Here is a 1,239-nt window from a genome sequence, read left to right on the forward strand (position 1 = left end):
AAGGAAAAGTTTGAGCGCGGCAAACCGCACTGCAACATCGGCACGATCGGTCACGTCGACCACGGCAAGACCACGCTGACCGCAGCGATCACTAAGTACTTCGGTGACTTCCGCGCGTACGACCAGATCGACGGCGCGCCGGAAGAAAAGGCACGCGGCATCACGATCTCGACCGCGCACGTGGAATACGAGACCGACGCGCGTCACTACGCGCACGTGGACTGCCCCGGCCACGCCGACTACGTGAAGAACATGATCACCGGCGCGGCGCAGATGGACGGCGCGATCCTGGTTGTGAACGCAGCTGACGGCCCCATGCCGCAGACCCGCGAGCACATCCTTCTGGGCCGCCAGGTGGGCATCCCCGCCATGGTCGTGTTCATGAACAAGGTTGACCAGGTCGACGACGAAGAGCTGCTCGAGCTCGTCGAGATGGAAATCCGCGAACTGCTGTCGGCTTACGACTTCCCGGGCGACGACATCCCCGTCATCGCCGGCTCGGCTCTGGCCGCGATGGAAGGCCGTGACCCGGAAATCGGCGAGAACAAGATCCGCGAACTGATGGCGGCCGTGGATGAGTACATCCCGCAGCCGGCACGTGCCGTGGACCAGCCGTTCCTGATGCCGATCGAAGACGTGTTCTCGATCTCGGGCCGCGGCACCGTGGTCACCGGCCGCGTGGAGCGTGGCGTTGTGAACGTCGGCGACGAACTGGAAATCGTCGGCATCCGCGACACCAAGAAGACCACCTGCACCGGTGTGGAAATGTTCCGCAAGCTGCTCGACCGCGGTGAAGCCGGCGACAACATCGGCGCCCTGCTGCGCGGCATCGACCGCGAAGGCGTTGAGCGTGGCCAGGTTCTCTGCAAGCCGGGTTCGGTCAAGCCGCACACCAAGTTCGAAGCCGAGGTCTACATCCTGACCAAGGAAGAAGGCGGCCGTCACACGCCGTTCTTCGCGAACTACCGTCCGCAGTTCTACTTCCGCACCACCGACGTGACCGGCACCGTGACCCTCCCCGAGGGCACCGAGATGGTCATGCCCGGCGACAACCTGAAGTTCGCCGTGGAACTGATCGCCCCGATCGCCATGGAAGATGGTCTGCGCTTCGCAATCCGCGAAGGCGGCCGCACCGTCGGCTCCGGCGTCGTGTCGAAAATCATCGAGTGATGCGCTTCTGCCCGGTCCTCGGACCGGGCGGGCATTGCGAAGGGGCCGCCCATCGGGCGGCCCCTTTTC

General features: G+C 64.6%; 1 protein-coding gene. It reads left to right on the top strand.

Annotated elements, in window-relative coordinates:
- Positions 1-1,170 (top strand): elongation factor Tu (tuf, locus tag G0D83_RS01100; protein WP_164188787.1); only part of this gene is annotated, 1,170 nt, incomplete at its 5' end.
- Positions 1,171-1,239 lie beyond the last annotated feature (69 nt).

It is taken from the genome of Salipiger sp. PrR003 (genome assembly GCF_010500785.1).
Lineage (GTDB): Bacteria > Pseudomonadota > Alphaproteobacteria > Rhodobacterales > Rhodobacteraceae > Salipiger > Salipiger pacificus_A.